Genomic DNA, 24,016 nt, shown 5'->3' on the forward strand with positions numbered 1-24,016 from the left:
CCTTCCCTTCCGTCAATGATCATTTTTGACAAATTTCAAGGGGTATTTATGGGGCTGGAATTTATCTCCGAATCTCACAAATGATCGTGAATCGTTGGACTTTAACTATTTCACTTCTTCTCATCCCCTTTTTCCCAATAACCCGCCTCTCATGCCGAATATCTTTCAAGAGCTCCCCGACAACATCGCAGTCGAACATTTCGAAACTATCACAACCGGACAGAACGTCCGCATTGAACGAATCGTCTCAAACGAAAACACGACCAACGAAGGAGAATGGTACGACCAGTCTCAAAAGGAATGGGTCATAGTCTTGGAAGGTAGCGGGAGCATTGAATTCGAGGAGGGCCTATCGGTAACTCTCAACAAGGGAGACCATCTTCTAATCGAGAAGCAGGAACGCCACCGCGTAACGCACACTGATCCGAATACCATTTGGCTGGCCGTTCACTTCGACTGAAAGGAAATATACTACAGTGAGGAATTTCCAACCAAGGAGTTCGTATCAGTAGCTCAGTGCTTTAGCCTGAGTCGCCATTACGAGTTCTAAATTGGCTTTTTGCTTTACGACTTTGGCTCAGACTAAAGCACGGAGCTACTGATTGTCGTACAGTGCTGGTTTTTTACCTCCACCACAAGTACGGCACCAGGACAGGAGTCGATTTCTTGTAGGCTTCATATTCGTCTTGGCCTCCCCACTTGTCATCGGATCGCTTTTCTAACAAGGGAATGCCACTGACTCCGGTTAGCAAGAGGGTCACAAAGATTGGCGAACTGAGCACGATCCACTGCCAGCCTTGCAAAACGGGTATGGCAATGACAGCTACTCCGGACCAAAGCAGAATCTCTCCAAAATAATTAGGATGACGTGAACGGCTCCAAAGACCATTACGAATAAATTTGTCCTTGTTTTCTGGATTCGCCTTGAACTGGCTCTTCTGCCGGTCTGCCACCACTTCAATCGCAATTCCGACCAACCATAGCAGAATCCCTATGGCAGCAAACCATCCCAAGGGCTCCTTGTAATTGGAAGCGATTGCCGTCCATGCCGCCGCAGCGGTAAAAGTAATCCATAGACCTTGCAACGTCCATGCGGCCAAAAAGCGGACAAAGCAATTCTTAATCACATCAAACCTTCCGTCTTTACCCGCTTTATGAATTCGCATAAAGAGAAAAGACCCCAACCGTAATGCCCAAATAAATACCATCAGACCCAAAATAACAGAACGAGTATCTAGACTCTCGCTCAGGATGAGTAACATCGCAGTCGCCAAAATGTAGGTGGCACTCCCGACAATGTCGAAGTACCGCTCCGTTCTACCCAGATAAGCAGGGACAAACGCCACCCACTGCAGGCAAAAGGCAAGTAACACCGCCCAGGCAAATGGAGAGCTGATCCAATCCATACCACGTCCACTGTCCCCAGTAACAGCGAATCCCCAACCGATCGTGATCACGGCTGGAATCGCTAACAAAGCCTTCCATTGGTCCTTATTCATTAAATAACATCTCCTCTCAAGTACACAGGCTTTTTGCAAGGATGCGACCACCACCCTACTCCACGCTAGTACGATACTCTACGCTACCTGACACAACCACGAAAGGCCTCGCGAACAAAGTAGATTCATTATTTAAACACTTATTGAACAATATTTAGGGCAAAAACCCCTCGCTATTCGGAATTATCGCCCATCCATTATCCGTTCATCTAATACCGTGACTTTTTTTCCGAACCGAATCGACAATCAGACTCATCAATAGCGGGTGCCCAGCCTTGCCTGTCGCATCGATCCTCATTCCATGACTGCTGAACCCCTACGTTCGCCCTTTTCCATCCACTGGCCCACAAAGGCGGGCTACAGTTTTGCCTCAGTGGGGCTGAGCGCGATTGAGTTGATGCTCCAGGTATTCCTGTTGGAACTATACATCCTCGCGGGCCTGGCGCCCTCTATGGCTGGCTTGGCCATCGCGATCGCCGTGATCTGGGATGCCGTTAGCGATCCCCTGATGGGCATTCTTTCAGACAAGACGCCCGATTCAAAGATCGAGGGGAAGCGCGTCCCTTATCTCCTCACTGGGGCAGCGATTATCGGTTTCGCCTTTTACTTTCTCTTCAGCCCTCCGGTTGAGTCCGGCCCAAACGCTCTCTTCGCCAATCTCTTGGTATGGTACCTAGTGGTTAACACAGCCATGACGCTCTTCAGTGTTCCCCATCTCTCCGTCGTCAACGACCTTTCCCGTTCGGAGCAAGAGCGAGCGACTTTTTTCGGCTGGAGAATAGTGGCAGGATCTGTCGGTCTGCTTCTCGGAATTGGGCTGCCCGCCTACCTGGCATTCCAATTCGATGGTAGTTCTATCGCCAATACTTTGGAACTGCGGAGCGCCACCGGACTCGCCCTGGGTCTAACGGCATCGGCTGGCTGCCTAATTTCGGGATTGTCTATCTGGTGGGCACTCAAAGAAAAAGGCAAAGAATCGCCTCTCAAAGTCAGTGTGTCCTACCGGACTGTGGACATTTTGAAAGAGAGTGTCAGGTCCCCTTTCTTCGTCCTACTCGTGTTTGGATTCATGGCGATCGCGGTAGGCCGCTCCTTCAACTCTAGCCTCGCCCTTCCCTACTACAAAACGACCCTCAAACTGAACGAGGAACAAATCGGGATCATCCTTCTGGTCCTCACCGTCTTCATCATACTGGCCGCACCACTATGGGTTCACTTTTCAAAAGCGATCGGCAAGGCACGCTTATTCTTTGGCGCTGTGATATCGCTCGCCCTGCTTTCCGCCATCGTATACCCCATCCTCCCGGCCGGCCTGCTTTGGCCTGTGATCCTACTCGCAGGAACCGGTGGAGTTCTTGTGGCAAGTATCGTTCTCCTCGAATCGCTGTTTTCGGACTTCGTCGAGGACGAGAAAACCCGCACAAGCAAGAATGTATCCGGAGTTTATTATGGAATTTGGCGCATGCTATCGAAAGTGGCCCGGGCTCTCGGAATCGCCTGCACGGGGCTCTTTCTTTCCCTCGTCGGCTATGAACAGGGTTCTCTAATTCAAGCCCCGTCAATCGAACGCTCTATCGCCTGGGCGTTTGGACCCGGAGTAGCTGTGTTTCTTACAGCTGGCGGGTGGTGCATTTACAAAACTAAACTATATCACAACAGAGAATCACAACAATGAAGAAAATCTGCTCAACTCTCAGTCTCATTTCCGGAATCCTTCTGCTCGCCGCCTGTACGAGCAATCCGGTGCCCAACCAGGAATTGGCCGAGAAGGTCGATATCGAAGAATTCATGGGGACGTGGTATGTCCACGGATACACGCCCACTGCGATTGACAAAGGGGCATGGAACGGCACGGAAACCTACGAACGCCTGCCCGACGGCAAAATCCAAACCACTTATGAATTCCGGAAGGGATCTCCGGATGGCAATCTAAAAACCTACCACCCGGTCGGCAACATCGTAAACACCGAAACCAATGCCGAGTGGCGGATGCGTTTCTTCGGCATCATCAGCGCCGCCTACTACGTTCTCTACGTCGACCCGGACCACACGTTCACCGTAATCGGTCATCCCAACAAGAAATACGCCTGGATCATGTCCCGCGATTCCAAGATCAACGAAGAGAGGTACTCTGAGCTGCGGGGCGAACTGGAAGAGCGAGAATACGAATTGTCAAATTTCGTGCGGATGCAACATCAGTAGTTGCAGCCTACGACTATTCCAGGACAACCACCAATTGCTTCAGTCGAGGAACTCTATAATTCCAAACAGCTGATTTTTGTCGTAATAGGGAAACCGCATTTTATCGTATCCACTTTCCTGAGCGATTCTTCGCCATTCCTCCCATGATTCCGGTATGTCGGTTCGACGTACATGATTTCGGATACTCTTCAATTGCTCAGCGGTAAAGATCGTCCAATCTGTTTCGAGATGCCTGACCGCTTGATTCAGGTACTCCTCTCTTGTCTTCTCTTGCCGATGAACGACATCATACACAACGAGCAATCCTCCGGAGTATTTAAAGAGGCAAAAGGCGCTCTTTTTCCCATTTCATCGAGATGGTGAATGGTGTAACCGGCAACAATGAGATCAAACTTTCCTTGAATGCGGTCGATTTCCTCCACCATTTCTCCATTGATCAATTCAAGGTTTTGCACCTTTCCCTTCAGCTTTGTCGCGGCGAAGTCCAATGCATTCTTGAAAGCTAGATACCACAGTACCTTTCAATGGTGAAGAACCGTCCCATCTCGCTCACCACATGAGCATCTCCAAAGCCCACTTCCAGAATACTCAAATCCGACCACCCCAGCTTCGTCGATCGACGAACTAAATAAGACAGGACTCCGTATGGATCATGTAGTCTTGCTCAATAACTGTCGTGTAGAGATCCCACCCTTCGAAAAACGCCCGTAACTCATTTATTCTTACATCATCACTGGCCATCCCAAACAATAGATAGGTATACTCTAATTATTCTTCAATCGACTCTTATATTCCGGGCGTAATTTCCAATCCTTAAAGTAGGGCTGGTACTCGGGCATATCCGTCCAGAAAACCCGACGAGCATTTGGATCTGTCAACTCACCTTCACGGTAATCCTGACCTAAATCGCTTTCGACAACTCCCTGGTTCCACTTTTCGAATTCCGTCTGCAATCGCTCAGCAACTTTTGGCAAAGCCTTAACTACGTCTTTGGATTCAGTCGGGTCGTTTTTTAAATCGTAGAGCTCATACTTTCGGCTCTCCACATCCAACGCAACCAATTTGTATTGGTTGTCTAGCAACGCACCCTTCCCCACAAAGCGAAAAGGTATCGGCTTTTCGCGGACTCCAAATTCTCCGCTTTGGATCGACGGCTTCAAGCTAACCCCATCGAACGGCTGTAGGATCGCCTCTTCTGGTAGCCCCACAATTTCTGCTATAGTCGGGAACATGTCTAACACGCTAGCAGGTGATTCCGTTCGAACGCCCCTTTTAACGACCGCGGGCCACTCAATAATTCCGGGGACACGTAGCCCTCCTTCGTAAACCGTTCCCTTCAGTCCCCGCAATCCGCCTACTGACGGAGGATTAACCTTTAGCCCACCGTTATCACTGCAATACCAAACGAGCGTGTTCTCCTCGATACCAAGATTTCGCAGCCCCTTTCTCAGAGTGCCAATACTGCGGTCGAGCGCTACTAATTCACCGTAGTGATGCTGATCAGACTCCTCCAGGTTTTTAAATGGAGCCCGATCTGCTTCGTTCGCCACCATTGGCGAGTGAGGAGACCCATACCAAATCGTAGCGAAAAACGGTCGGTCGTACTTCGAACGTCTCTCGAAAAATTCTAAAGCTTCGGCCACAACAACCTCCGATGAATCTCCCTCGAATTCTTCGAAAACGCCATTGCGGCTTAAAATGGGATCCATATCGAAGAAATTCGTAACCGAAAGCCAATGATCATAGCCATAACGCCCGGGATGATACGGATCCTCACCTAAAATCGGAACGCCCGGTCCCCGAACGCCATTCAAGTGCCACTTGCCAAAATGTCCAGTCGCATAGCCCGCCTCCTGCAAAGCCCGGGCAATTGGTCGCTCCTGTAGTCGAAGCGCGTTCCCGTGCTGATAAACCCCAGTCCGGTCATTGGCCCTACCGGTGAGGACGCATGCCCGGGTGGGCGAACAAACAGGGGCACCCGCATAGAAACGGTCAAATCGAATCCCATTGGCTGCCATCGCATCAAAGTTTGGCGTCTTCAAAACCGGATGACCGTAATAGCCCATCTGGCCCCATCCCTGGTCGTCCGCCATAACCAGTATAATATTGGGACGAGTATCCTTAGCAGCGATACAGAGAAGATTCAACAGAGTCGATAAAACTAGAGCAGTTTGCAATAAACGGGCAGGATACATTTTCCGCATTTTTAATATATTGGGATGAAAGGAATTCTTGAGAGCCTCAAAAATAGAACACCGTGCCTTAGGGACACAAGCTTGGAAAACGCCCGCAACACCACCGATCGCTATCTCAGTACACGGACTTTAAAAACGGTAGGCGAGCGGAGGAAAGTCGTAATCTGAATTCTCTGAAAGCTGAACAAACTCCTGTCTACTCCTATCCAATCCCAGGAGGGATTGCTTAAGCTCCTTGACAAATCAACCGATAAACCTACACATTATCGAAAGTAAATGAGCCTAACCGCCCAAAATCTTCTACGACTTACGAAGCTTGACACTCTCCTTCTAGGATAGGGCGCTGCTGTCGGGACGCATTTACTTTTCTCGCCTCAAAGGAAGCCTCGCGAGATTTCTGCCATTCGGTACGAACAACCTTTTGTATTGCGTCACCAAGTTCGCCCCACATTCGTAATTCACAATGCCTTTTTAACACGATACAACCATGCATAAACCACCCATTAGCAAATACAGGTCCTATCCGGTCATAGACTTGCCGCATAGACAATGGCCCAACCGGGTCATCGATTCCGCGCCAATCTGGTGCAGCGTAGACCTTCGTGATGGCAATCAAGCCCTAGCGATTCCCATGAGCGTTGAAGAAAAGGTGGAAATGTTCCAGTCCCTCGTGAAAATTGGTTTCAAGGAAATCGAGGTGGGCTTCCCTTCTGCTTCAGAAACGGAATTCGCCTTCTTGCGCCGGCTCGTATCTGATAATTTGATACCTAAAGATGTTCACATACAAGTGCTTGTTCAATGTCGTGATCACCTGATCAAACGCACCTTTGAGTCTCTCGAAGGTGTGAAAAACGCCATCGTCCATATCTACAACTCAACCAATCCTTTGCAAAGACGCGTTGTGTTCGACAAGGACAAAGCCGCCATCAAGCAAATCGCCGTTGACGGATCGCAACTGGTTAAAGACATGGTGGCGACCGTACCCGATACCAATATCCGCCTCGAGTACTCTCCGGAAAGCTTTAGCGATACCGAACTAGAGTTCTCCCTCGAATGCTGTGAAGCCGTAGCCGACGTATGGGAGCCTACTCCGGAAAAGAAGATCATACTGAATCTTCCCGCTACCGTTGAGCTTTTCACACCTAATGTACACGCGGATCAGATCGAATGGTTCTGCAACCACTTCTCTCGACGCGACTCTGCCACGATCAGTTTACATACGCACAATGACCGGGGCACGGGAATCGCTGCGACGGAACTGGGATTAATGGCCGGAGCCGACCGGGTAGAAGGCACCCTTTTTGGCAACGGGGAACGTACCGGTAATCTGGATATAGTCACGGTGGCACTTAACATGTACACGCAAGGAGTACACCCACAGTTGGACTTCTCCAACTTGAACCAGGTTCGGGAGATGTACGAGCGGGTGACCCGTATGGACGTTCACGAACGTACCCCTTACTCAGGAGACCTTGTGTTCACTGCTTTTTCAGGGTCGCACCAAGACGCAATCAAAAAGGGGTTTGCCCAGCAGAACGAAGACCCTTCTGCCCTATGGCAAGTCCCCTATCTTCCCATCGACCCAGCGGATATGGGTCGAAGCTACCGGGCCATTATTCGGATCAATTCCCAATCGGGCAAAGGCGGCGTGGCTTATGTCATGGAAAAGGAATACGGTTATCGCTTACCCAAAGAGATGCACAAAGAATTAGGCAAAGCCGTCAACCGTATCGCTGACGAAACCGGAGATGAAATTACTCCAGAAGGGGTTTACGCGTGCTTCAAGAGCGAATACGTAGACAACGTTCAGCCTCTTGAAATTCTGGAATTCCGCAGCGAACGGATCGATGACAAGCACGTGGAGGTATGGGCGGTTGTGAACCATGTTGGCACCAAAAAGAACCTTCTTGGCACAGGAAATGGCCCTATAGCAGCCTTCTTCAACGCTCTGGAAGACGTAGACGTATCCAATTACGAGTTACTTTCCTACAATGAGCATTCACTAGGGCGTGGCGCGGATTCGATGGCAGTGTCGTACATACAATTGAAAGACAAGGGCACCAGCGTACGATGCTTTGGAGCAGGAATTGACACGAACATTGAACTCGCATCGATTAGAGGTGTGATCAGTGCGATCAATCGCCTTATTGGTAAACGATCCTAGATCAGCCATATCTTAATTAATGACGGTGGGACTCGTGCCCTAGCGAGTCCTACCGCAGTCATTTGGAACGGTGCCCGCCTCCGCCAACATAGCCGATGTCCTTAAGCGATTCTCCGGACACCTCGTAGGCACGACCAAACCCTAGAACTAGTCTGCCTTCGCCGGGAGTCAGTTTGAACAGGTCGAAGTCGACCAATTCCTTTAAATAGCTCATCGTTTCTCCATGGCGCGACTCCATCTTGGATATGATGTGCATCCAATCCGAAGAATCACGATCGACGATCAACGCCTGGCAATCGACCGTCAACCGCTTCCGAGCAAATAGGTTCTCAGTCACCGACTCGTCTTCGATAAGCATAACACTCGCTCTTTTGGAACGGCGGATTTGTGATGTGTGCTTTGCTATCGAACTGATGTAGATATAGAATCGGCAACTCTCGTCCACGAAGACGGGCGCATAACTAGAAAGCGGATCACCCGCCCCATCCACGGATGCAAGAATCACGCTTTGCACAGATTCGATCAGCGAATCCATTTCAATACGAGCGGTTTCAAATTCCTCTGACACGACAGACTAGGACCTTTCCACCTTTCGGCATTTTAGCAAGCGCCGCCTTCCTCCCACGTCCATAATTCCGATGGCGAACAAGTCCCCACCGTCTCTCAAACCCAGCTTTCGCTTCAAATCGGGACTCGATAAACCCGCATTCCTAGCCAGGACATTTGCTTGGCCTTCTGGAAACATTGCCGTAGCGCCTTTCTTCTGTAGCTCTCCCGAATCCAGAATCTCAAAGACTTTTCCGGGGAATCCCTCAATCATCTGTTCTGACGAATAGAAGCGCGTTCTCGGATGCAGCAATTCCAAGCCTAGCCTATCGCCCAAAGTTTTGAAACCTCCCCCTTTCATTATCGACGCATTAGGCTCATATAAAAATTTAGAATACATAGAGTAACTGCCCTGTGACGCCTTCTCTTCAGATCTCTTAAACATAAACGTATCCCAGTTGGAATCATTGAGCCGGTTAACGCATACGATTTCGGGTTCGCCCGCATGCTCTTCCCTAGCGATGCAGAAGCATTCTTTGCATTCATTCTCTATCGAAAGAATGTGGATTTCGAAAATATGGGGTAAACTTGCGATGATCCTGTCTACATCCAAACCGGGTGAAAGTTTAACCGCTACCTTTCCACTTTTTTTCAGAAGTATTTTCCAATATTGCTTCAAGTTCGGTTCGCAATCCTCCAGAGCAGAAACTTTCAAGCTGCGATTATCCCGCCTCGCAGGATCCAGATAAACCACATCCAACCTACCCGAGTATTTATCCAACCAGTCTAGCCCATCGTCAGCAAAAGTCTCGACCTGGGACTCTTTCCCTAGAACTAATACGTTTTGAGCGACCATTTCCGAAAGTTCACGATTTCGTTCGATATGGAAAACGCATTTAAATCTCTCCGAAAATGCGATCGCATCCACTCCAAAGCCTCCGGTTAAATCGGCAATCGTCGCTCCTTCTAGCAGGCCGGCCTTGTATTCCGCCGCATATTCCGAGGAGCACTGCTCTAAAGAGAGACTGTGCGGAAAGACGATCGACTCGTTCGCATACCAACGCGGCAGCTTCTTACGAATTCTCTGACGGGCTTTAACCTGTTGGGCCACAAAGGCCATCGGCAAATCCGGATAGCGCTTGGACATCAAAGCCACCGTTTCCGGAGAATCTTCCCGATAATCCTTAATGAGCCCAATGATATCCGGTGTCAGTCTCATCAAAAAAACCCAGGGCTTACGGAAACGCCACCATCAACGGTCATCGTCTGACCAACCAGGTAGCTATTAAGATCCGAAACCATAAAGGCGGTAAAACGAGCGATTTCAGTTTCGTCGCCCATCCTGCCGATCGGCACGATTTCTTCTAAACTTTTGCGCCTCTCCACCCTCAGCATGGTTTCCGTCATGGTCGCCAGTATAAATCCAGGGGCGATCGCCCTCCCGATCGCTATCGTGGAACTTGTCAACAGTGCCGTTTTTCCAGAAAACACAGTCGGGTACCCATTTGTTTCCATCCCCGGAGTTTCACGATCAGATTGATAATGTGAATCCGAAAATCCGTTTCATCACTTAAAGGATTAACAACCGAATTCAGCTACCTCGAAAAATCGAGGCTATCAGCCTTAATTGCATGAACCGAACCTGATACACGTAACCCTCAAACCAACTGCGTAAAAGGTTGACCCGAAATTCGCAGCACGGATGATCCCGATTCTCATTTCAAACCCATCAATGCTCATCTCTCGGAATGGCCCTTCGGAATTGCAATCAATCCCCAAACCTGCTCAGCGCCGCCTTTCGGTCTAAACGGGTCCTCTCTGCTTTGCTTTCAGCAATTTTTGTGGGCAGCTCCGCCATCGGTGAGTTTCCAGAAAAACCGATAAAGATCATCGTCCCAACGAACACCGGAGGCGAAGTAGATACCCTTGCCCGAATTTTTCAAAGGGCTTTTCAGAAGCACAAGATTCTTCCCGTGAAAACGGTTGTGGTCAATTTGGACGGGGCTGGTGGCACCATTGGGACGCGAAGGATAAAGGATTCCCCACCAGATGGATACACGATCGGGCTTTGGACTCCTGGAATCGTCACCTCAAAGGCCATGGGCATCGTCAGTTACGACCATACGGACTTTACCGTTATCGGCCGATCAGGCTATTCGAAGCTCGGTTTGGGCGTTCTGGGAAGTTCACGTTTTGATTCCATCGAGATGCTGGTATCCGAATCAAAGAAGGATCCAAAGTCTGTCAAAATAGCCACCAACATCGGGCTCCCGGTGCATTTGACTCCCCTCATGTTTGCCGAAGGAGCGGGAATCGAACTGAACTTCATCCAAACCGGTGGAGGTTCAAAGCGGCTCGCATCCATCCTTGGCCAACACACAGATCTCTCTCTCTTCTCGCTTCTGGAATTTATCAAGTATGAAAGCACGGGCCTCAAACCGCTCGTGTTCCTTTCAGAAGAGCGCCCACCGCAGTTTCCGGATACGCCAACCGCCAAAGAAATCGGCGTGGACCTAGTCATTAGCGACTCCCGTGTTTGGCTGGCTCCTAAATTCACGCCTGGCGATCGCATCGAATATATCACGAACGCCTTACGCAAAGTAATGGCGCTTCCTGAAATTGAGAAAGAATTCAAATCCCTCGGAATCCACAATGAGTTTGGCGGTCCTGAGATCGTCCACGAATTTCTCGACAATATGCGCGAGCGGGTCACGCCCATCGCCACCAGAGCAAGAAATCCTTAATCCATGGCTTCAAAATCCCGGACCCCTCGTCTTGACCTGGCCGTATGTGGTGGCTTGATCGCCTTGGCTGTATTCATATTAATGGGAGTAAAGGACATCCCTCCTCCTTTTTTTGATCCCGTCGGATCCGCAGCCTTCCCTAAATACGCCGCCTACTTGGTGATTGCTTTCGCAATCGCAATCGCTACCCGAGCGTACCGTTCGTTAAACACGGAGAAACCGAGAGAAGCCCAGGGATTTATTAGTGAACCCCTTCTAGCGCTATCCGTAGTTTTGATTCCCTGCCTTTACATCGCGTCAATGCAAAGCGGTCTGCTAAGCTACCGAATCGCCACAGTGATTTTCATTTTCCTTCTGAGCTCTATTCTCGCACGACTTGAAAAGCGCGTTATGTTTTCGAGCGCAATCATCGCATTAGTATTCGGTTTTGGAGGACAGTATCTCTTTACCGAGGTTTTTTACATGGATCTGCCCCAATAATTCGCTATGGAAATTTTGAATGCGTTCCAGCATGTTTTAAGCCCCTATCCGCTTATGTGGATAGTCGTCGGTGTCGCCGGCGGCATTTTTGTGGGGGCGATACCGGGCCTCGGAGGCGGAATGCTCATGGCTCTTACCGTGCCCCTCACTTTCTCCATGGACAGCACGAACGCGGTTCTGCTGCTCATGGGTATGCACGTGGGTTCCGTCAGCGGTGGATTGATCAGTGCGACCTTGCTCAAAATGCCCGGAACCCCATCCGCGATGATGACGACATTCGATGGCTACCCTCTTGCCCAAAAGGGACAGCCCGGCAAGGCCCTCAGCCTTGGTATTGGAGCCTCGCTTTTCGGCGGTATTGTCTCAGGCATATTTCTGATCGCCCTGGCACCACCTCTTTCACATCTGGCCCATAAATTTGGCCCTTGGGAGTACTTCACGATGGTACTCATGGCCGTGGTGTTGATCGCCTCCATCAGCCAAGGCTCTATGCTAAAAGGCCTGATGGCTGCCCTCCTCGGGCTCCTCGCTGCGATGCCCGGATTGAACGAATCAGACGGCCAGCTCCGCCTCACGTACGGTTTCGAATCTATGGATGACGGATTCAATCTCTTGCCCGTCCTGCTCGGGATTTTCGTCATGAGCCAGATCATCAAGGACGCCCTGGAGATCAACAAAAAGGGGATTAGCATATCGATGGCGAAGACCGACCGCATCTTCCCAAAATTCAGGGAGTGGAAGCAGCACATTTTCAACATCCTCAGATCCTCTTGCATCGGAACGTGGGTTGGGATCCTTCCCGGAATTGGAGCTAGCATCTCCTCAATGGTCGCCTACGGAATCGCAAAAACGTTTAGCAAAAAACCAGAGAAGTTCGGAACCGGACACGATGAGGGAATCGTGGCTGCGGAATCCGCCAACAACGCCAACGCGGGAGGAGCGCTGATTCCCCTCATCACAATTGGGATTCCTGGAGCGCCAGTAGACGCGATTTTGCTGGGAGCAATGATCATGCACCAGATCCAGCCAGGACCCCTGCTTTTCCAAACCAATGGAGATCTAGTCTGGTCGCTAATGACTGGATACATCATTGCAAATATCGTGATGTTCCTCATCATGGTTTTCTCCGCTCGCGGACTAGCCAAGGTTATCAACATCAACCGAGCCTACCTCATTCCCATTGTATTCGCGTTCTGTCTGATTGGAGCCTACGCTCCTTCGAATCGCATGTTCGATGTCTGGGTCGTGATCGGCTTTGGCGTTCTCGGATTTATTCTGGACAGAGCGAAATTCCCACTTGGGCCTTTCGTCATTGGCTATGTTCTGGCTGGAATTATGGAATCTGAACTCCGTTCTGGTTTGCAAATGTCCGAAGGTTCCTTCGTGCCCATGATAACCCGCCCGATTGCCGCCTCCTTTACCATAGTATCGGTCGCCTTTCTAATCTACTCCGTTTATCAAGAGTGGAGTTCTCGGAAACGTGGCACAATGGATGACGCGACAGCTGAATAGCCTTCCCTACTTTCCCAATTACAAAGCCAGCCAAACAACCGATGAATACGCTGCACATCGTCATGGGAGCTCCCGCAGCAGGCAAAACGACTTACGCCAAGCGATTGGCGAAAGAAAAAAAGGCCTCCCTCATCGACATTGACTCTGCCACTGAACGGGTCGTTCAAGCCGGGCTGGATTTGGCGACAAAAAACCCCGACGATCGAGATAGCCCGTTCTTTAAAGACTCTTTTCGAGCGCCTATTTACGAAACCCTATTCGCCATCGCCAAAGACAATCTTTGCCACAATAGTGTCATCTTGGTGGGTCCGTTCACCCTCGAGGCTCGCGACGCCAACTGGCTGGAGAATCTGAAATTGAGATTTGGTACGAGCGTTTGCGCTCATTTCATCACTTGTGATCCGGAGACGAGGCACCAACGAATGGCTAAACGAGGAAACCCTCGAGACCTAGTGAAACTGGAAGACTGGGAAAACTATATCCAGTACTATAGGGGCGACAATCCACCCGCATTTCCGCATAAATACGTTAATACGAGCTCCTAGCCAAAAGAGTCGTCATCCGAATTTCATAGACACTGGTCCTCCGTCTCTTAACTTAGCGCCGACCTAAGAAATGTCACACAAGCTACAGCCCAATATCGATCTCGAGACGTTTGAAGCCTTGTCAAAGAAAGGGAATCTCATTCCCGTCTATGCGGATCTCATGGCGGATTTGGAAACCCCGGTGACCGCTTACGCCAAGCTCAAATCGGAAAGTCCCGCTTTTCTTCTCGAATCCATCGAGGGCGGAGAACGGCTATCGCGTTACACATTCATCGCCTGCCGGCCTCGGAAAATCTTCCGAAGCGACTGGGACACGACCTATATCGAGGAAACCGGTCAGGAGCTACGCACCATCCCCACTCCAGATGATCCGCTTTCCCTCATCGAAGAGGAAATCGCCCAGTACAACCCAATCGACTTTCCTGAACTCCCTCCATTTACCGGCGGCGCAGTCGGGTACGTGTCGTATGAATACATTTGTAGAGTTGAACCAACCGTTCCAAGGGCTCAGTCAAACCATCACAAGTCCCCATTGAGCTACTACATGCTGGCGGACTCCATGGTCATTTTCGATCGGGCAAAGCAGACAATTCGGCTTCTCGTCAATGCGCGTCTGGCCGCTCATGAAAACCCCCAAGCCGCTTACGAGGCGGCTTTAGCCGAACTCGAGCAACTGCGCGAAACCTTAGCTAAGCCAAACCCAGCAAGCCCGGTTACGCTCCAAACGCCGAAGGACATCAAGATCCCTGACGGCAATTTTATCAAAGAGGACTTCGAAAACCTGGTGGAGCGATCTAAGGAGTACATCCGAGCGGGTGACATTTTCCAAGTCGTATTGAGCCAGCGTTTTGAGAAAGACTTCAAGCAAAGCCCGCTCGATCTATACCGCGCCCTGCGCACGGTAAATCCTTCGCCCTACATGTTCCTGCTTGAAGCGGACGGGTTCGCCATCGTAGGCGCATCTCCAGAGGTCCACGTAAAGCTAACCGGCGACAAAGTAGAGATCCGTCCCATCGCCGGCACACGGCATAGGGGAAAGACCGAAGAAGAAGACTTGGAATTGGAAAAAGACCTTCTCGCGGACGAGAAAGAAAAAGCGGAGCACCTAATGCTCATAGATCTGGCTCGCAACGACATCGGTCGTGTCTGCGAATACGGGTCCGTATCCGTTCCCGACTACATGACGATTGAGCGGTATTCCCACGTCATGCACATCGTTTCCCAAGTGGAAGGGAAGATCGCGGCCAGGAAAAACGCTTTCGACCTTATGCGAGCCACCTTCCCAGCAGGAACGGTAAGCGGCGCTCCCAAGATTCGGGCGATGCAAATTATTTCGGAAAGCGAGCCCGACCAGCGTGAGTTCTATTCGGGAGCCCTAGGCTATTTCAGTTACAATGGGAATCTCGACTCGTGCATAACGCTCCGCACTGCGATGATAAGTAGTAACAAAGTGGTCATTCAAGCGGGAGCGGGAATTGTAGCCGATTCAGATCCTACCTCTGAATACCAGGAAACGATCTTTAAGGCATCCGCTCTTTTCAAAGCTGTTGCAGTCGCCGATTCATTCTAAGATCCTCTAAAACAATTGTTTAGCGGCCTACTTACAAATGGTTTATCAATAAGATAGTGGTCGCTCTTCCTCGGTCATTTAATCTTCCCTCGAAAAGGTTAGAGACTTTGCTTCCCTTTGAAATCTACCTCCACAAAAACACGTTCATTCCGGCCAAGGCGTTTTCTAACAAGCGTTACCTCGCCCTTAATCAGGGTGATGATAGACTACCCGGTACTACCGCTCTGAGTCGTCTATGAACTTTTGAGTTTTTCCCCGTGAGAAGCAATGGATTCATAAGCCTTCAAACTGCTAAAATCAGACAGCAGACTAAAAGGTTTTTCCTATCGCGAAGCCCACAGGAATCCAGTCTCGAAAAAAAGATATTCATTCCATCCGATCGAGTTCCCGCAGAAGGGGAATCGAACCCTCTTTGCGGCAAATCAGTAACACACCGCTGCATTCGAAAGAGGAGGAAGTCGAAGCCACGTGGGAGGACATGATCGAAGTAGAACAGGCCTCCACCTACCTCTTCAAAGAGAACGATCCGACCAATGTTGCGACCGAGGAATCCTCCAATCAGCTCAAGAGTGATCTGGAAGAAGCGATTTCTCGCATTTCCGAACTGGAGTGTTCCAACGAGGAGCTCAAGGAGGCTCGTACAAAAGCGGAAAACTTCCTCTTCGAGCTTAAAAAGCACAGTGACGCAATGGGTGGTGCATCCGCAGAAACGGTAGAGCGAATAGCGTAGCTCGAGGGACGTTAAAAGAAGCTGAAAGAACGCGGGTCGCGAATTGCTAAGCAAAAGGCGGACACGGAAGTCCTCCTTGCAGGCTTGGAAGGGCTACAATTCGAACTCGAAGAAAAAGGGATCGCATCAGACTCGGGAACAGCCTAACTTCAAAAGAATCTCGATGCTGCCCAACTAGAGTGGAACGTGACAAGATTCGATCTGGAAGCGCAAAGGAAGCCGCGGTCCCCTTCCCACTGGTCGTCGCAGTTCCGAGGACTAGTTAGTCCCCGAAACTTACGCATCCATTGCGGTCCTGAATCCTAGGTTTCCCGTTGAGGAATCAGGGGTATTCGAAGTACGAGCAGCAACCCGATAACGGTTGCAGTAGCTGTCGTGGCAAAGATAGGACCCGCCCTTCATCACTTTGCGACCACCCGTATCGGGCCCTTGAGGATTCGGCTCCTTATGGATTAAGCGCCAGTTCGGAGAAAACCAATCGCTGCACCATTCCCATACATTCCCCACCAAATTGTACATTCCAAATCCATTGGCGCGAAACGACTTCGCCGGAGCGGACCCCACGTGACCATCTTCTGCTGTATTCGCTAGCGGGAAATTTCCCTGCCAAATATTACAGCGATGCTTTCCTTCAGGGTGGAGCTCATCTCCCCAAGGATAAATTTTCTGTTCTAAACCTCCTCGCGCAGCTTTCTCCCACTCCGCTTCCGTTGGGAGACGGTGTCCCTTCCATTGGCAATAAGCAACTGCATCTGACCAACTTATGTGAACCGCCGGGTAGTCCGTCCTCTTTTTAATGTTTGATCCAGGACCTTCAGGCTTTCTCCAATAGGCTCCCTCTACTCCGTACCACCATTCGAGCCCTTGCACGTTTTGTGGCTTGAGGCGTTTCAGAACCGAATTCTGTAAGAGAATATGGAATACATATGACCAGCCAAACTGTTCCGCTTCCGAGACATACCCGGTATCATCCACAAACTCTCCAAACTCGCGATTCGTTACGCAGCAGCGCGAAATCCAATAAGGATCCATAGAGACTTCGATCACCTTCTTTTCTCCATCCGCCTCCCAGCCTTTATCACTATCGGTACCCATCAGGAAAGATCCCGCTTCAATCAGGACCATTCCTTCGCGGCTACCATAATGGGGTGACCGCTTGGATTCGGGCTTTTCAGAACACTCATTTACAGTTACACGCTCTCCAGTGATTGATGATTTGGTTGGCAGACAGCAACCGGGATTTGGCTTGGGTTCCATAGCTACTAAAGGAATTTATAAACCTATGATCGCTCCATTCTAGTCCGAGTGTCAACCAATCCCAAAGGTTGGTGCACGCAACCTATCTCCCGAATGCCTGATCTTTTTTCGCACTCGTCTCACCCCTGCTGTGAGAATTCGCCGCGTTTCGGAATAGCTCCCGGCTTAAGTTCCAGATCCCTTTTCGATTGGCCCAGGCCTTACTTTCGACTGCTATCAAATTCTGACGAAATCCCACACCCGCCGCCAAATACTCAGCGAAACCAAGACTTAGCAATCGCCGATTCTATGACAGGAAGAATTTCTCAAGAATAGACAAGGACCGCTCCATCTCTCCATCCTCTATGAACTCGTCAGCCTTATGCGCTTGTTCGATATCTCCTGGACCAAACACAACCGTTGGGATCCCCGCAGCCGAATAAGCTACGCCATTCGTCATAAACGCGACTTCCTTAAAGTCGGTTTGACTACCCGCTTTCTCCGCGCTTTTCGCTAAGGCTTGCGGGAACCAATTATCATTCTCTGTATTCAGAGATGGCCGCTCCAAAAAGGTCGACACTTCCGTTTCCGTCTCCGACTGGACGATGGTTTCAATCCCCTCCCGGGCCACCTCCATTCTCTCTCCAATTCCAAGTCTCCGGTCCACATCGATGATACAGCTGTCAGGAATGATATTAAATCCGATTCCCCCGGTCACCTTCCCAACATTCAAGCTCCCTTTTTCAATGAACGCCCTATCTTCGTCCTGGGAAAGCAATTCCGCGTACCGATTTAGCTTCTCAACAATTCGCGCTATCTTATAGATCGCATTTTCTCCAAGTTCCGGGGTGGAGCCATGGGCCGCTTTCCCTCGAGACTCGATGGTGTAGCGGCAGACTCCCTTGTGCTTGGTAATGAGGGAGCTTCGCGTCGGCTCGCCGGTGATTGCCGCCACGATGTTGAGTTCCCCAACCAGCTCAGCGAGCTTGAACGCACCCAATTGCTTAGACTCCTCATCCGCGGTTGCGGCAAAAACCAGCGAATAGCTCAAAGGCGTGTCAGCCTGGGCAAGCCTTCGGGCCAATAGCATAAAAACCGCTAGACTCGCTTTCGTGTCGCACGCTCCCCGGCCGAAATACTTGCCTTCTTTTTCCGTCAAATCATAGGGACTTCCGTCGAACCAGCCCGCGACCCCAACCGTGTCCATGTGAGCCTCGACCAGAACCGCCGGCCGATCGTCAGGACCAATTCGAGCCATTAGGTTGTTCCGTCCTGGCAGCACTTCCTGAACTCGAAATTCGATGCCATGGCTCCTGAGAAAGTCGCTCACGAAACTTTCGACATGGGGCTCGCCCGGTCCCCCATAAACCGGATTTACGCTGGGTATGGCCACGAGTTCCTTAAGAAGCTTTAGACACTCACTCATTGTTGTAAAAACAATAGGGTTTTGAAGAATGGAAGCAATGGTCTTCGACCATTTTTTTGGTAGAAGCAAAGGATGACTCCCGGTTATCAAAAAATTTAGAAAGTGCCCTTCCTCCTTATTGGGGCAAACCGTGTAGTTGACACTGAAAACTTACGGTCCAACATGAAGTTATATGGCATGGAGGCTCGATCAGCACGTCATAAAAGGAGAAATTCAAAACCGTATTCCTGGCAAGGTAACGGGTCTTATCTGGCTTAAAGGCTTAAACCAACCGGTAGAGCTGAAGCTCAAAGGAAATTGCTACCGTGACCTGGCCGGAGCAAAACTTGTATTCGAAAATCCCGGACCCACTGAGGGCGATTACACCGGATTGGACATCTGCCAAGAAGGGGTGGTCGGGGATATAACGGCATCCAAGAAAGTTAAAATTCCAGTCGACCCGGAAACCGCGATCGGCAAATTTGTTGACGGAAAAATCCCCTACGTCATTGGCAACTGCCTCTATTTGGAATGGTTCAGCGAGCGCAATGGCCGAGTTCTTATCGAGACAACAGACTACAAATGGACGGTTACCCTCCCACAGTGGAGCTTGTCCGAGAACGAGGAAATCGAGCAACGGCTCAGGAACCAGCAAGCGATGTTCGACTTCATGGACAACTTGGCAAACGCCATAGAACCCGAAGATGACCCACTCCCTTCATCAGGAGAAATGAATGAATTTCAATGGGAGGCGTATTTGCAAAAGTCGGACGCCCGTAGTGATATGCTGATGGAGCTCTTTGAAAAATATGGGGACAACCCAAATTGCGAAGAGCTTGTCGCGGAAGCCATGGGCTGGGAAATTGAAAGCATTGATTATCCAGACGAGGAGGATGAGTTGTGGGACGAGAACGGTTTGCTCAATGAAGGAAAACCCTCGCCCGATGAGTATCTGCCCAAACACCCTCTCATTTCCGAGATGATGGATGTCACTTCCTGGATCTTCTTCGAGACGGAATCGCGAAAATTATTGAACGAAGAAAGCAGCAATCCGTGGAACCAACTTCTATGGCATTCTCAATTGACAGTCAGCAAACTGATTGGAGCCCTCGAAGAAGTCGCGGAGGGCGTCGATCCTGAACCTGGTTTCGTAGTCGCCACCTTGAAGCGAGCCTTGCATCTTATCCATATGACCATTTCCACCCTGGAAGCGGCTAGTTCCCTCCAAGAAGAAAAGGAATCCTGGCAGGTCGACATTCGAAAAGCCCTCTTCAACATGAGAGAATCCACTCTAAACCTCATGCAGGAATACCGTAAGAACTGATTTTTCGGTGTTCTACTAATCTCCACGGATCGCGCCTTACCGCCGACTGCGAAACGCTAATACCCAAAAAACTATCGTTTGAACACGAGACAGAAAAGAGCCGTTCTCAACCGACCGGCCCTAAATGAGCACTGTAGTGATAGATAGAAATTAGGTCCGACTAAAAAGGCGACGAGCGGCGGTAAGCCAAATAGCCCTATTTTTAGCAAAGACAAAGTCGTCTCGGAATCGGGAACGCCTGTGAAAACCAACTGGCATTATGGAATGTTTGACCATCGTTGCTAGTCAAATTCATCACCTTCACCGCAGAACCCGTGTAGCCATCAGCATAGTTGGTTACCTCTGGCGAGAGTGCGAAATTTTCTCGATACAGAAGGATCCGAACCAGATTCCATCGGTGGGCTTGCCCAAAGCGTAATTGGAAATAACCCAATCGAACTCATCATGGATTTGCTCGGTAGTTTCCCTACGAACCCGCCTCGAAAAGCCCGATCGACACAATCGCCCCAACCACGAGGATATATTTTGTAATCGTTATTTTCTTAGTAGGTAAATTTTGTTATCTCCATCGAGTCAAAACGTTCGATCCCTCCCAATGGAGTCATTCCGACTCCTCAGTTTAGATGATTGAAGCTCCTAAGTAAATCGGGCGAGGCTATGATTAGTTATCCCTAATGCATTTGGGTCTACCGCTCAACTCTCCTAGTTCAACCATCTCAGATTGAAAAACGTTGCCCTCACTCATCATCGCTAAGGAAGATGTGAAAGAGTGAAACCGAGAATCAAACTAGCAGATACCAAAACCGCTGATGGAGGGACTTTGTCTCTGTTTGAGCAGGATGGGGACTACTCTATCAGCTTTGATGGCCAAGAACTCATGCACTCTCGCCTGAACGCCTCCGAGAAACTGCTGGGAGAGCTCGGTCTCGCTCGACTTAAAATGCAATCGAGCGAACGCGTTCTCGTAGGTGGACTGGGACTGGGATTCACACTTCAACGCGTCTTAACCACCATCCGTAAGGATTCCCAAATAGATCTCGTGGAACTCTTACCCGATGTCATCGATTGGAACCGCAACTACCTTTTCAAACTCAACGGCTACTTGCTCAAAGACGCCAGGGTTAAAGCGATCGCTCAAGATGTGATCCAGACGATTCGAGATGCCGAGCCCGAAAAGTACGATGCAATCATCCTGGACGTCGACAACGGACCCATCGCTATGGTCTCGCCCGGAAATGAATCCCTCTATTCCCAAGCAGGATTATCAGGGCTTTTTCGAGCCCTTCGACCTAGAGGACGAGTGGTCGTGTGGTCCGCCGGGCCGGATAAGGGATTCGAAAAGCGCCTCAAACGAGCGGGTTTCGAAATGACGTCAGTTCCGGCAAAGTCACATGTTTCCGCAAAGCGCACTGCCTACCTGATCTACGTAGCAGACAAAAACTAGTCGGTTTCCCCATGCGATTCTCCCTTGCTAACCGATTTCATTTTCCGCATAGTCGATTCCGCCTCGAGCCCTTTCAATCCTGCTTCGGCAACCAATCTCCGTGAGTTCACACAAACCAACGAATACTCCTATCTGGAAACGAATCCAGGATCGACTCGGCGTAAAGGTTTCCAAAAAAGGGGCCAAGCTGATCGACGATAACGGCTTGCCGATTCCAGGCGCTGAATTAAGACAAGCTGTCGCCGGCAACGCTGACCTAAAATGGTTTATAGACGGGGGAAAACTGGGGGTAAAAACAATTGTTTCTGTCTTGGGTAAGCAAGGATTTGAGTTTGGTTTACTAGAATCAGTATTGGACTTTGGCTGTGGCTGCGGAAGAGTTCTTCGGCACTTGGGTCAATATGAAAACGTCCACTTGTACGGTACGGATATCAGTAGACCCGGCATCGCTTGGTGTGATGCTGATTTGAACTTCGCCATGTTCGGCACGAATCGTCTTTACCCCCCCACCCGATACCGTTCCTCATCCTTTGACTTCATCTACGCTTTTTCCGTATTCACGCATTTGACACAGGAACTCCAGACACTTTGGATGACTGAAATGCGTCGTCTCCTCAAGCCCGACGGCCTTTTACTGATCACGGTTCATGGAGACCACTATCTAAACCACCTTTCTGAAACAGAAAAGGCGGCGTTTTATAACGGTAGATTGGTTATCAAAGGAGGTGAATCCGTAGGCTCCAATCATTGCGCAGCCTTTCACCCGCAGAAATTCGTTGCCGATTATCTCGCTCCCGAAACCGGCTTTAAAGTGGTGGATTTCATTCCTGAGGGCGCGTTGGGAAACCCGAAGCAAGACGCCTATCTCTTTGCGGCCGATGCCTAGTCCCTGGTTCAAGTTCCTTCCTCAGTGGCTAGTCGTCGCTAGTCTCTCATTACTGCTTTACCCCACTAGCTCAATAGGGGCATCGTTTAAGCCGCCTGAAATTGATCGGGAGTTTCGGGCGGCATGGGTGGCTACGGTTTACAACATCGACTGGCCATCCAAGGCGGGTCTGAAAAAGGAGAAACAGCAAGAAGAACTGATCAAGTTATTGGATACCGCTAAGAGCATTGGGCTAAACGCTATCATCCTCCAAGTACGTCCCGCCGCCGATGCCCTGTATCAGTCTAACTTCGAACCCTGGTCGCCCTACCTTTCCGGGAAAATGGGTTTAGACCCCGGATACGATCCTTTGGCATTCGCAGTTGAGGAGTCTCACAAGCGAGGCCTTGAACTTCATGCTTGGTTCAATCCTTTCCGAGCCCAAACAAACTATAAGAACCAGGTATCCAAAACGCACATTTCGAATACGAGAAAAGACTGGATAAAGCGTTACGGAGACTACCTTTGGCTCGATCCGGGAAATCCGGAGGTCCGTGACTACACGATACGAGTTATGCTGGACGTTGTTCAGCGATACGACATCGACGGCGTTCACATAGACGACTACTTCTACCCCTATCCGCACCCAACCAACCAGAAGCCACACCCCTTTCCGGATTCCGATACATTCGAACGTTTTGGTCGGGGAGATCGCGACCCATGGCGCCGCGCAAATGTGGACGGATTCATCAAGAAACTGCATTCCCACATCAAACAAGCTAAGCCATGGGTGAAATTTGGCGTAAGCCCTTTCGGCATTTGGCGACCCGGAATTCCCAAAGGAACCGAAGCCGGACTGGATGCCTATGGACTGCTGTATGCCGATTCCCGCAAATGGATGCGCAAGGGCTGGGTCGACTATATGATGCCTCAACTTTATTGGAGTATCGACTCAAAAGGTCAAAGCTTCCCCAAGCTTCTGGACTGGTGGATCAGCGAGAACAAAAAGAAGCGCCATCTGTGGCCAGGCATCGCTACCGATCGCGTCAGTGACCAAAGACCCGCTTACGAGATGCAGAAGCAGATCTCGATTATTCGTTCCGCTAGCAAAGGCGCCCCTGGACATTCCCACTGGAGCGCAGACAGTTTGATAAACAATCAGAAGGGCGTTCAGAAGCTCCTCAAACGAACCGTCTACCGATCACCCGCTCTTGTTCCTCCATCCTCTTGGATGAAAGGGGAAAAGCCCGGCTCTCCTGCCATCGCGATCACTGCCGAGGGAATAGGATACAAAATCCGAATCGCCCCGCAATCGAACGTCCGATTCTGGATCCTACAAACGAAGCACGGCAAAGAATGGAAGCTCCAGATATTGGACGGAACAATCGAATCAGCTCGAATCGGTCCGACTGAAGTCATCGCCTTTTCTGGCTTGGGACTGACCGGGCTTCAAGGAAGAGCCGTAATTTACACCGTCAAAGAGTAATGGAAAGAGGCAAAGATCCTCGATAGGCTCGTTCCTGGCGATTGACCTAGCACAGACTGAGATTCATTA

Annotated in this window: 22 protein-coding genes; 14 read left to right on the top strand and 8 right to left on the bottom strand. The window is 50.1% G+C overall.

The genetic code is table 11. The features are described from left to right. The first annotated feature begins 151 nt into the window (after positions 1–151). Positions 152–460 carry a cupin domain-containing protein gene (locus GA004_RS11310; RefSeq protein ID WP_283393971.1) on the top strand — a complete coding sequence of 103 codons (309 nt, stop codon included), beginning with the start codon at positions 152–154 and terminating at the stop codon, positions 458–460. A 163-nt stretch (positions 461–623) separates the two neighbouring features. Here the strand turns inward: GA004_RS11310 and GA004_RS11315 are convergent, their stop codons facing one another. Beyond that, on the bottom strand, positions 624–1,499 hold the full coding sequence (locus tag GA004_RS11315) for a DUF1295 domain-containing protein (protein WP_283393972.1): 876 nt from the start codon (positions 1,497–1,499) through the stop codon (positions 624–626). Positions 1,500–1,800: 301 nt separating this feature from the next. Here GA004_RS11315 and GA004_RS11320 point away from each other — a divergent pair, with 301 nt between their 5' ends. After that, complete coding sequence (locus GA004_RS11320; protein WP_283393973.1) at positions 1,801–3,174, top strand: MFS transporter; 1,374 nt, start codon at positions 1,801–1,803, stop codon at positions 3,172–3,174. Continuing rightward, positions 3,171–3,701, top strand: a complete 531-nt coding sequence (locus GA004_RS11325; RefSeq protein WP_283393974.1) for a lipocalin family protein — start codon at positions 3,171–3,173, stop codon at positions 3,699–3,701. The genes GA004_RS11320 and GA004_RS11325 overlap by 4 nt, the downstream gene beginning before the upstream one ends. Before the next feature lie 39 nt (positions 3,702–3,740). Here the strand turns inward: GA004_RS11325 and GA004_RS11330 are convergent, their stop codons facing one another. Next, positions 3,741–4,004, bottom strand: coding sequence for a hypothetical protein (locus GA004_RS11330; RefSeq protein ID WP_283393975.1), 264 nt, complete (start codon positions 4,002–4,004; stop codon positions 3,741–3,743). A 461-nt stretch (positions 4,005–4,465) separates the two neighbouring features. Next, positions 4,466–5,905 (bottom strand): sulfatase-like hydrolase/transferase, encoded by a 1,440-nt coding sequence (locus tag GA004_RS11335; RefSeq protein ID WP_283393976.1) that lies wholly within the window; start codon positions 5,903–5,905, stop codon positions 4,466–4,468. A 478-nt stretch (positions 5,906–6,383) separates the two neighbouring features. Here GA004_RS11335 and leuA point away from each other — a divergent pair, with 478 nt between their 5' ends. Beyond that, positions 6,384–8,060: a 2-isopropylmalate synthase gene (gene leuA, locus GA004_RS11340; RefSeq protein WP_283393977.1), complete on the top strand. Its 1,677-nt coding sequence runs from the start codon at positions 6,384–6,386 to the stop codon at positions 8,058–8,060. A 58-nt stretch (positions 8,061–8,118) separates the two neighbouring features. On the opposite strand, the gene GA004_RS11345 is transcribed toward leuA, so the two are convergent. From GA004_RS11345 to GA004_RS11355, 3 genes are read right to left on the bottom strand one after another with little or no spacing between them, the layout of a single operon-like run. Next, positions 8,119–8,628, bottom strand: coding sequence for a HugZ family pyridoxamine 5'-phosphate oxidase (locus tag GA004_RS11345; protein WP_283393978.1), 510 nt, complete (start codon positions 8,626–8,628; stop codon positions 8,119–8,121). Positions 8,629–8,634: 6 nt separating this feature from the next. Then, positions 8,635–9,825, bottom strand: a complete 1,191-nt coding sequence (locus GA004_RS11350) for a THUMP-like domain-containing protein (RefSeq protein WP_283393979.1) — start codon at positions 9,823–9,825, stop codon at positions 8,635–8,637. Then, positions 9,825–10,121 carry an SDR family oxidoreductase gene (locus GA004_RS11355; protein WP_283393980.1) on the bottom strand — a complete coding sequence of 99 codons (297 nt, stop codon included), beginning with the start codon at positions 10,119–10,121 and terminating at the stop codon, positions 9,825–9,827. Before GA004_RS11355 ends, GA004_RS11350 begins: the two co-directional genes overlap by 1 nt. 233 nt (positions 10,122–10,354) lie before the next feature. Here GA004_RS11355 and GA004_RS11360 point away from each other — a divergent pair, with 233 nt between their 5' ends. From GA004_RS11360 to GA004_RS11385, 6 genes are all read left to right on the top strand, one after another. Then, positions 10,355–11,350 carry a tripartite tricarboxylate transporter substrate binding protein gene (locus GA004_RS11360; protein WP_283393981.1) on the top strand — a complete coding sequence of 332 codons (996 nt, stop codon included), beginning with the start codon at positions 10,355–10,357 and terminating at the stop codon, positions 11,348–11,350. 3 nt (positions 11,351–11,353) lie between these two features. Next, positions 11,354–11,830, top strand: coding sequence for a tripartite tricarboxylate transporter TctB family protein (locus GA004_RS11365; protein ID WP_283393982.1), 477 nt, complete (start codon positions 11,354–11,356; stop codon positions 11,828–11,830). A gap of 6 nt (positions 11,831–11,836) precedes the next feature. Next, complete coding sequence (locus GA004_RS11370) at positions 11,837–13,342, top strand: tripartite tricarboxylate transporter permease (protein WP_283393983.1); 1,506 nt, start codon at positions 11,837–11,839, stop codon at positions 13,340–13,342. 41 nt (positions 13,343–13,383) lie between these two features. After that, positions 13,384–13,887, top strand: coding sequence for a P-loop nucleotide/nucleoside kinase family protein (locus GA004_RS11375; protein ID WP_283393984.1), 504 nt, complete (start codon positions 13,384–13,386; stop codon positions 13,885–13,887). A 70-nt stretch (positions 13,888–13,957) separates the two neighbouring features. After that, complete coding sequence (gene trpE / locus GA004_RS11380) at positions 13,958–15,457, top strand: anthranilate synthase component I (RefSeq protein ID WP_283393985.1); 1,500 nt, start codon at positions 13,958–13,960, stop codon at positions 15,455–15,457. Positions 15,458–15,869: 412 nt separating this feature from the next. After that, complete coding sequence (locus GA004_RS11385; RefSeq protein ID WP_283393986.1) at positions 15,870–16,187, top strand: hypothetical protein; 318 nt, start codon at positions 15,870–15,872, stop codon at positions 16,185–16,187. A gap of 276 nt (positions 16,188–16,463) precedes the next feature. Here GA004_RS11385 and GA004_RS11390 read toward each other — a convergent pair whose 3' ends face one another. Next, positions 16,464–17,444 (bottom strand): formylglycine-generating enzyme family protein, encoded by a 981-nt coding sequence (locus tag GA004_RS11390; protein WP_283393987.1) that lies wholly within the window; start codon positions 17,442–17,444, stop codon positions 16,464–16,466. Positions 17,445–17,730: 286 nt separating this feature from the next. Next, positions 17,731–18,849: a M20 family metallopeptidase gene (locus GA004_RS11395; protein WP_283393988.1), complete on the bottom strand. Its 1,119-nt coding sequence runs from the start codon at positions 18,847–18,849 to the stop codon at positions 17,731–17,733. A gap of 172 nt (positions 18,850–19,021) precedes the next feature. On the opposite strand from GA004_RS11395, the gene GA004_RS11400 reads away from it, so the two are divergent. The 4 genes from GA004_RS11400 to GA004_RS11415 all read left to right on the top strand — a co-directional run bounded on the left by GA004_RS11400 (position 19,022) and on the right by GA004_RS11415 (position 23,947). After that, complete coding sequence (locus tag GA004_RS11400) at positions 19,022–20,152, top strand: hypothetical protein (RefSeq protein ID WP_283393989.1); 1,131 nt, start codon at positions 19,022–19,024, stop codon at positions 20,150–20,152. Positions 20,153–20,921: 769 nt separating this feature from the next. Further along, a complete protein-coding gene (locus GA004_RS11405) occupies positions 20,922–21,596 on the top strand; it encodes a spermidine synthase (RefSeq protein ID WP_283393990.1) in 675 nt (224 codons plus the stop codon). 100 nt (positions 21,597–21,696) lie between these two features. After that, positions 21,697–22,482: a class I SAM-dependent methyltransferase gene (locus tag GA004_RS11410; RefSeq protein WP_283393991.1), complete on the top strand. Its 786-nt coding sequence runs from the start codon at positions 21,697–21,699 to the stop codon at positions 22,480–22,482. Continuing rightward, positions 22,475–23,947 carry a glycoside hydrolase family 10-like protein gene (locus GA004_RS11415; RefSeq protein ID WP_283393992.1) on the top strand — a complete coding sequence of 491 codons (1,473 nt, stop codon included), beginning with the start codon at positions 22,475–22,477 and terminating at the stop codon, positions 23,945–23,947. Before GA004_RS11410 ends, GA004_RS11415 begins: the two co-directional genes overlap by 8 nt. Positions 23,948–24,016: the final 69 nt, after the last annotated feature.

The organism is Candidatus Pelagisphaera phototrophica (genome assembly GCF_014529625.1).
Classification (GTDB): domain Bacteria; phylum Verrucomicrobiota; class Verrucomicrobiia; order Opitutales; family Opitutaceae; genus Pelagisphaera; species Pelagisphaera phototrophica.

Bases quoted from the DNA above. Each gene is read 5' to 3' on its own strand.
- GA004_RS11315 (WP_283393972.1), bottom strand. From the start codon at position 1,499: ATGAATAAGGACCAATGGAAGGCTTTGTTAGCGATTCCAGCCGTGATC.
- GA004_RS11365 (WP_283393982.1), top strand. From the start codon at position 11,354: ATGGCTTCAAAATCCCGGACCCCTCGTCTTGACCTGGCCGTATGTGGT.
- GA004_RS11335 (WP_283393976.1), bottom strand. From the start codon at position 5,905: ATGCGGAAAATGTATCCTGCCCGTTTATTGCAAACTGCTCTAGTTTTA.
- GA004_RS11390 (WP_283393987.1), bottom strand. From the start codon at position 17,444: ATGGAACCCAAGCCAAATCCCGGTTGCTGTCTGCCAACCAAATCATCA.
- GA004_RS11310 (WP_283393971.1), top strand. From the start codon at position 152: ATGCCGAATATCTTTCAAGAGCTCCCCGACAACATCGCAGTCGAACAT.
- GA004_RS11400 (WP_283393989.1), top strand. From the start codon at position 19,022: ATGGCATGGAGGCTCGATCAGCACGTCATAAAAGGAGAAATTCAAAAC.
- GA004_RS11350 (WP_283393979.1), bottom strand. From the start codon at position 9,825: ATGAGACTGACACCGGATATCATTGGGCTCATTAAGGATTATCGGGAA.
- GA004_RS11375 (WP_283393984.1), top strand. From the start codon at position 13,384: ATGAATACGCTGCACATCGTCATGGGAGCTCCCGCAGCAGGCAAAACG.
- GA004_RS11370 (WP_283393983.1), top strand. From the start codon at position 11,837: ATGGAAATTTTGAATGCGTTCCAGCATGTTTTAAGCCCCTATCCGCTT.
- GA004_RS11355 (WP_283393980.1), bottom strand. From the start codon at position 10,121: ATGGAAACAAATGGGTACCCGACTGTGTTTTCTGGAAAAACGGCACTG.
- GA004_RS11325 (WP_283393974.1), top strand. From the start codon at position 3,171: ATGAAGAAAATCTGCTCAACTCTCAGTCTCATTTCCGGAATCCTTCTG.
- GA004_RS11395 (WP_283393988.1), bottom strand. From the start codon at position 18,849: ATGAGTGAGTGTCTAAAGCTTCTTAAGGAACTCGTGGCCATACCCAGC.
- GA004_RS11415 (WP_283393992.1), top strand. From the start codon at position 22,475: ATGCCTAGTCCCTGGTTCAAGTTCCTTCCTCAGTGGCTAGTCGTCGCT.
- leuA (WP_283393977.1), top strand. From the start codon at position 6,384: ATGCATAAACCACCCATTAGCAAATACAGGTCCTATCCGGTCATAGAC.
- GA004_RS11320 (WP_283393973.1), top strand. From the start codon at position 1,801: ATGACTGCTGAACCCCTACGTTCGCCCTTTTCCATCCACTGGCCCACA.
- GA004_RS11360 (WP_283393981.1), top strand. From the start codon at position 10,355: ATGGCCCTTCGGAATTGCAATCAATCCCCAAACCTGCTCAGCGCCGCC.
- trpE (WP_283393985.1), top strand. From the start codon at position 13,958: ATGTCACACAAGCTACAGCCCAATATCGATCTCGAGACGTTTGAAGCC.